4 protein-coding genes and 1 pseudogene are annotated in these 6,513 nt (G+C 75.9%); 1 reads left to right on the forward strand and 4 read right to left on the reverse strand.

Translation table 11 applies throughout. The features are described from left to right. The 4 genes and pseudogenes from B1205_RS20935 to B1205_RS20950 all read right to left on the reverse strand — a co-directional run. Positions 1-861: lipase family alpha/beta hydrolase (locus B1205_RS20935; protein WP_089157365.1), on the reverse strand; the 861-nt coding region annotated here is incomplete at its 3' end. Positions 862-1,119: 258 nt separating this feature from the next. Further along, a complete protein-coding gene (locus tag B1205_RS20940; protein WP_089157165.1) occupies positions 1,120-1,383 on the reverse strand; it encodes a DUF6244 family protein in 264 nt (87 codons plus the stop codon). 168 nt (positions 1,384-1,551) lie between these two features. After that, complete coding sequence (locus tag B1205_RS32790) at positions 1,552-2,424, reverse strand: hypothetical protein (protein WP_089157166.1); 873 nt, start codon at positions 2,422-2,424, stop codon at positions 1,552-1,554. After that, a pseudogene (locus tag B1205_RS20950) lies at positions 2,421-4,876 on the reverse strand (FtsK/SpoIIIE domain-containing protein). Before B1205_RS20950 ends, B1205_RS32790 begins: the two are co-directional and overlap by 4 nt. Positions 4,877-5,065: 189 nt before the next feature. On the opposite strand from B1205_RS20950, the gene B1205_RS20955 reads away from it, so the two are divergent. Continuing rightward, complete coding sequence (locus tag B1205_RS20955; RefSeq protein ID WP_089157167.1) at positions 5,066-6,475, forward strand: alkaline phosphatase PhoX; 1,410 nt, start codon at positions 5,066-5,068, stop codon at positions 6,473-6,475. The last annotated feature ends 38 nt before the right edge of the window (positions 6,476-6,513 follow it).

Genomic DNA, 6,513 nt, shown 5'->3' on the forward strand with positions numbered 1-6,513 from the left:
GATCGCGGCGCCGGCAAGCGCCTGCCGCACCGCCGAGTACGTGGTGCCGTCGAGGACCAGGCCCAGGTGGCCGACCACCCGCAGCGGGCACCACGCCTGCACCAGCACGTTCGTCGCGCCGTCGGCGAGCACGGCGTTGTCCACCGGCCGGACCAGCTCGTCCTGCACGGTGCGCAGCGTGGTCCAGCGCACCGGACCCGGGGTGTCGTCGCCGGCGTTCAACTCGGCGAGGAAGCTCGACCCGATGGTCATCTGCTGGCAGGCGACGATGCCGACGCAACTGCCCAGCCCGACGAGGTCGACGATGTTGGCGACGTACGTGCCGTACTGCGGGGTGCCGAGGCTGACGTACTGGTCGACCGCGTCGGCGCCGCCGAGGAACTTCACGTACCAGCGGCTGACCAGCCCGCCCTCGGAGTGGGTGACCAGGTCGACCCGGCTCGCCCCGGTGGCGGCGCGAATCTGGTCCACGTAGGACGACAACGCCCGGGCCGACTCACGGATGTCACCGAGCCCGAGGTTCGGCAACTGGTAGACGGAGACCCGGTAGCCGTCGGCGCGCAGCCGGGCGGCGATCGGCTCGTACGCGATGGAGACCCCGAGCAGGCCGCCGACCACGACGACCGGGTCGGCCGCCGCGGCGGCGGCTCGCTCGGCGGCACTGACGGTGGCGGCTGGCTCGGCGGTGCCGACGGTGGTGGCTGGCTCGGCGGTGCCGACGGTGGCGGCGGGCGCCGGTTCGGCCTCGCTGACGGTGGCGGTGCGGGCGTCGGCGCTGGGTGCGGTGGCGTGGGCGGCGGTGGCCGGGACCAGCAGGGCGGTGGCGGCGGTGGTGGCGGCCAGGATCGTTCGGAGCAGCATGGGCTGCACCTCCGGTGGGAGGAGGCACCCGGGCGGGCCGGGAGGGGACGGGTGGGGGCCGATCGATCGTGGGAACGATGATGCGTGCCCTGTTTCACACCCGTCAATGAAAAGTTACGCGCCGGTAACCCGTTGCCGCGCCCTCCGCACGATCCGGCATTTCACCCCGCCGCTCGACTGCACCTCGCCGAAGTGGCTGCTTCCGACCCGCCCGGATCCCGCCACTTCGCCGCAGTGGAGTGCCTCAAGCGCGCCGGGTCAGTTGCCCAGGGCCTGGACCTTGGCGATGGTCTCCTGGACGTGCTGACGGGCCGGCTCCCCGCCCTGCGCCGCCTGCGCGAGTGCCTGCCGGTAGGCGTCGATGACCCCGATCAGGGGCCCGGCCGTGGCACCCTCCAGCGCGCCCGCCACCAGCGCCCGCGCCTCGGCGGCGTCCTGCGCGGCGGCGGCCGTGCGGGCCTTCGCCTCGTCCAGCTTCTGTGCCGCCGCCGCCAGCCTGGCGATGACTTCCGCAGCGCTCACAAACCCTCCCCGACTTCGCCCACCCGGCAGCCTACCGCCCACCGAACGCCGCTCGTCGATCTTGGAGTTGTGGCACCTCACAAAATCCGCACAAGCCACATGTTGGGCGCCACAACTCCAAGATCGACGGAGCCCGGGCGGGGGCGAGGCGCGCTGGGGGCGGGTGGGTTAGCGGAGTAGGCGGAAGAGGAGGAGGTAGAGGCAGAACAGGGACGGGGAGACCAGGGCGCAGAGGACGAAGCCGAGCGGGGTGTACCGGCCCGGCGGGGTCTCGCCGTCGGGCAGCGCCGGGCGGCCCCACCGGGCGAGCACGAGCTGACCGGCCACGAAGGACATCAGCGGCACACCGGCGCACGAGAGCGCCGCCACCAGGTCCACCCCGGCGACCGGCAGCGGCGAGCCGATCAGCGCGGCCAGCATGAGCACCGAGCCGACCAGCGCGCAGCCGCCGTAGACCGCCACCGCCCGGGCCGGCGCGGACCAGGTGGGCAGCAGCACCGGCCGCCGCGCCAACGCCTCGGCCTCCTGCCCGTGCCGGTCGGCCTCGTCGGCGAGCCGCCCGGCCGCCGCCAACTCCGCCGCCGGGTCACCGGCGGTCCCGCTCCCCCCGGGGTACGCCCCGACCTGCGGCTGCCCCGGCACCGCGACCGCGCCACCGGCCACCTCGACCCCGGGCTGCCCCGGCGTCCCGGCCACGCCACCAGGCACCCCGGCACCCGGCTGCCCCAGCAACCCGCCACCAGGCACACCGACCCCCGGCTGCCCCGGTAACACGCTGCCGGGCATACCGGCCCCCGGGTGCGGGCCGGCGGGCGGCGTCGGGTCGGCCGGCGGCTCGGGGACCGACCGCATCGGCGTGCCGATCGCCTGGCCGAACTGGTCGAGGCGCTCCCCCTGGGCGGCGAGGCGCTGGCCGAGCGCGTCGACACCGGCCTGTAGGCCGCGGCGGCGTTCCGCCTCGGCGGCGATCGCCCGCTCCCCGCCGCGCTGGCGGGTGGACAGCTCCCGGATCAGGCCCGCGTACTCGTCGAATCCGCTCATGGTTGGTCGCTCTCGGTGGCGTACGGCACGATCAGGGCGGTGCGGTGCTCGTGCCGGTCGACCAGCAGGGCGCGGCCGTCGCGCGGGGTCCAGGCGAGGTCGTGCATCCCGAGGTGCAGGCCGAGGTCGGCGGCGGGCACGTTCAGCGCGACCAGGCCGGTCACGTCATCGCGGTGCCCGCTGCCGCCGAGGTCGTCGGCGAGCCGGCGCAGGCCCCGCCACCAGCCGAGGACGTGCACGCCCCGCGCCGGGCCGTGGCGCAGCACCGCCCGCAGGTCGTCGTGGCCGGAGCGGAACGTGCCCGGGTCGGTGGCGGCCAGCGTGCCGGCGGCGGCGTCCATCCCGAACACCACCAGGTAGGTGCGCCCCGGCGTCGGGTCGCCACCGGCGACCTCGGCGAGCTGTGCGCGCAGCGCGGCGGTGTCGAGCCGGCGGACCGGGTGGCCGGCGGCGGCCAGCGTCATGGCGAGGTCGTCGGCGGAGTCGGTGGTGCCGGGCGCCAGCGGGGCGAGCAGGAACCGGGCGGTGCCCGGGGCGTGCTGCTTGGCCAGCGCCAGGACCGCGCAGCGGAGCATGTCCGCCCCGGCGGCGGCGGTGCCGACCACGGCCAGGTGCCGGCCGGGGCTGGCGTCGAGGGCGAACCCGGCCGGGCTGCCGGCGACGTCGACGACGCGGCCCACCAGGGCGTACGGCGGGTCGGCGCCGGGCGTCAGCGCGGCCCAGGCGGGGTCGTCGGCGATCCGGGGCGCCTCGTGACCGCGGAACACGGCCGGCGGGCGGGACCCGGCCGGGCGGGCGGCGTGCAGCTCGTGGCGCAGTGCCGTGAGGTCGATCGTGGCGGCGTGCGCGTCGGGGAAGCGCACCTCGACGTCCGCGCCGGGCGCACCGGCGGCGGTGTTCACCACGGCGGTGCCGACGGTGAGCCCCCGGGCGGCGTCGTTGCGCGGGTCCAACACGGCGTCCCCGCCGGGCAGCGCGATGCGCAGCGGGAACTGACCGAAGATGGCCTCGGCCCGGCCGTAGAGGGCCTCGATGCCGGTGGTGCTCTGGNCAGGTCGACGGCCTGCCGGGCCAGCGCGTCGTTGCCGGCGAACAGGACGTGGAACTCGTCGACGACGGTGACGATGCGGGGCGGGCGGGCGTTCGGCGGCAGGTCGGCCAGGCGGCTGACGCCGTGGCGCTTGAGCAGGTCGGCGCGGCGGGCCAGCTCGGCGCGCAGCTCCCGCAGCACCGCCACGCCGTACTCGCGGTCGGACTCGATGCCGACCGCGCGGGCGTGCGGCAGCCACGACGGGTCACGGCCGGTGGGCACGAACTCGGTGAAGCTGACACCCTCCTTGAAGTCGAGCAGCATCAGGTGCAGCTCGGCCGGGGAGTAGCGGGCGGCCAGCCCGTAGAGCACGTCGAGCAGCAGGACCGTCTTGCCGGCGCCGGTGCGCCCACCGACCAGCCAGTGCGGGGTGGCGTCGTCGAACGCGACGGTCACCGGCTTGCGGCCGACGCGACCGAGCACGGTACGCAGGCCGGCGCCGGCCGACTCCGTCCACCGCCCGGTCGGCAGCAGGTCGGCGAAGGTGACGCCGGAGCTGTCGTCGACGGCCTCGGCGAGCCGGCGGGCCAACGCGGTGACCGTGGTGGGCGACGGGTCGCCGTCGAGCACCACCGGCGCGGCCAACCCGCTGCCGTCGGTGCTGAACGGACGCCCCGGCGGGTCACCGACGAGGGTGTAGCGCTCGGTCACCCGGAGCTGGGTGGTCGCGCCCAGCGTCCCGCCCGGCCCGCCCGGCGCGTGGCCGGCCAGCAGCACGCAGACCGCGGCGGCCGGGCCGGCGTGGGTGAGCGCGGCCAACCGGGCCAGCTCCCGCGTCGGCGGCGCCGACGCGACGACCACCACCAGCAGGTCGCGGTCCTCCGGGTCGGCCCGCTGGGCGGTACGCGCGTGTCGTTCCGCCGCGTCCAGCAGCGCGACGGTCTCCGCCTCGGTGGTCGCCGCCGCACCGAGCACCCCGGCGTCCTGGAGCGGGCGCAGCGGCAGGAACGCCGCGCCGAACGCCGCCTGGTCGACGCCGACGACCCGGACCGTGCCGGCCGGGGCGGCGGTGAGCAGCCGCACCACTATCGCGCGCAGCAGTTCGCCGACGCGCGGGTCGCGGGCGTCGGCGTCGATCGCGAGGTGGGCGCCGGCCCCCACTGGCACGAGCACCGGGAAGACGCCGTCGACGGTGGTCGCCTCGCCGAGGCGTACCGGAACGGGGTGGGTCGCGGCGCGGGCGGTGCCGGGCACCGCGGCGGCCAACTCCCCGCCGAGGCGGGCCAGCCGCGCGACCAGCTCGGGGCTGCCGACGGGGGCCGGGCCGGCGGCGCCCAGCAACCGCCGCGCCGCCTCCCAGTGACGCACCGCCCACCGGTGCCGGTCGACCGCCTGTCGGTACGCCGCCGCGAGCCTGTTCACCGTCCGCCCTCCGACGCCCCGATCTGCGATCGACAGGAACCCTAACGGACGCGCGCCGCACGGGCGCGAGGCGCTCCGCACCCGGGATTCGTCCACTGTTCACCCGGCGGCGGCCGGTCCCGCCGCCCACCGTTCCCCCGGCTCGGTTTGCCTGCCAGGGCAACCAAGTGTGCACAGGAAGGCGACGACGTGACCTCCTCACCCCTTTCCCGGCGGTCGCTGCTGGGCGGCGCGGCCGGCGGCCTCGGCATCGTGGTGGCCGGCAACCTGGACGCCATCGCCGGTCCGGCGGCGGCCCGGGCCGCGTGCCGTCCCGCGGTCGGCTACGGCGATCTGGTGCCGGACCCGGCCGGGCTGCTGGCGCTGCCGCCGGGCTTCTCGTACACCGTCGTCGCCCAGGCGGGGGCGACGCTGCTGGAGTCGGGGCAGCCGACGCCGAGCGACGCCGACGGCACCGGCTGCTTCCGCGGCCCGCACGGTTCGGTGCTGGTGAACAACCACGAGATCGGCGGCAGCGAGCCGTACCCGGTGCCGGCGCTGCCGGGCCTCACCTACGACCCGGGCGCGCGGGGCGGCACCACCACCATCGAGGTGGACCGGCACGGCCGGCGGCTGCGCGAATACGTCAGCGTGGCCGGCACGCACAACAACTGCGCCGGCGGCATCACCCCGTGGGGGACGTGGCTGACCTGCGAGGAGACCGAACAGCGGGCCGGCGGGCAATACCTCAAGGACCATGGGTACGTCTTCGAGGTCGACCCGCACGACCGGGCGGCCAACGCCGACCCGGTGCCGTTGACGTTCCTCGGGCGGTACTCGCACGAGGCGGTGGCCGTCGACCCGTACACCCACTCGATCTACCTGACCGAGGACGCGAGCGGGCCGAACGGCCTGTACTTCCGGTGGACGCCGCCGCCCGGCTTCCGGGCCGGCAAGGGCGCGCTGCGGGCGCTCGCCCAGCGGCCGGACGGCGCCACCGCCGGCACCCTGGAGGCGATGCGCTGCCGGCGCGGCGACGGGCACGTCGCCGACCTGTCCGAGGCCACCACGCCGGGCACCCGCTATCAGGTGGAATGGGTCCAGGTGCCGGACCGCGACGCCCGGACCGTGTCGGTGCGCAAGCAGTTCACCGACGACGAGGTGACCCGCAGCCGCAAGCTGGAGGGCGCCTGGTGGGGCGACGGCGGCGCGTACTTCGTGGCCAGTTATGCCCGGCTCGACGACGGCAGCGTCCACGAGCACGACGGCCAGGTCTGGTTCTACGACCCGCGCCGGCAGACCGTCACGCTGAAGACCATCTTCGGCGTGAACACCGACCCGGAGGCCGACCACGGCAACTACGACGGGCCGGACAACATCACCGTGTCGCCGTACGGCGGGGTGATCCTGGCCGAGGACGGCGAGGGCGTGTCGCACCTGGTGGGGATCACCGAGCAGGGCAAGGCGTATCCGCTGGCGCGCAACGAGCTGAACGACAGCGAGTTCACCGGGCCGACGTTCAGCGCGGACGGGAAGATCCTCTTCGCCAACATCCAGAGCCCGGGGTACGTGTTCGCGATCACCGGTCCGTGGGGGCGACCGAGCAACGCCCACCGCTGACCTCGCGCTATCGGCCGGCGGCTCCCTCGGCAGGAGCC

This window comes from Micromonospora sp. NBS 11-29 (assembly GCF_002140155.1).
Classification (GTDB): Bacteria; Actinomycetota; Actinomycetes; order Mycobacteriales; family Micromonosporaceae; genus Micromonospora.

Excerpts from the sequence above, each read along its gene's own strand:
- B1205_RS32790 (WP_089157166.1), bottom strand. The coding sequence starts at position 2,424 with ATGAGCGGATTCGACGAGTACGCGGGCCTGATCCGGGAGCTGTCCACC.